Below are 269 nucleotides of genomic sequence, written 5' to 3' on the forward strand. Positions count from 1 at the left end.
TTATGACCAATGTTCTGCCGTCTCGCTGGCCTATGTATATCCCCAATCCCCCGTATTCTCCCTGCATCTCGATTTCTTCTTCTTTAATCTCTTCGGGGTCTACGAAGCGGGAGTACGGGTCTCCCCAGGCCGAAACCATTATAACAATAGTTAAAGATCCTACAAGCCAGCAGAAGATTCCCTCACACTTGAGCTGTCCAAAGTCTCCCAATCGCTTCTTTCGCCTTCTGGGCGAAAGGCTTTCGCGCTCGCTCCTCCAGCGTAAATTC

The 269-nt window shown here is 50.2% G+C and carries 1 pseudogene; it reads right to left on the reverse strand.

The features are described from left to right. Nucleotides 1–269: pseudogene (locus tag EZM41_RS13655) on the reverse strand (hypothetical protein); the annotation flags it as partial.

Source organism: Acetomicrobium sp. S15 = DSM 107314 (genome assembly GCF_016125955.1).
GTDB lineage: Bacteria > Synergistota > Synergistia > Synergistales > Thermosynergistaceae > Thermosynergistes > Thermosynergistes pyruvativorans.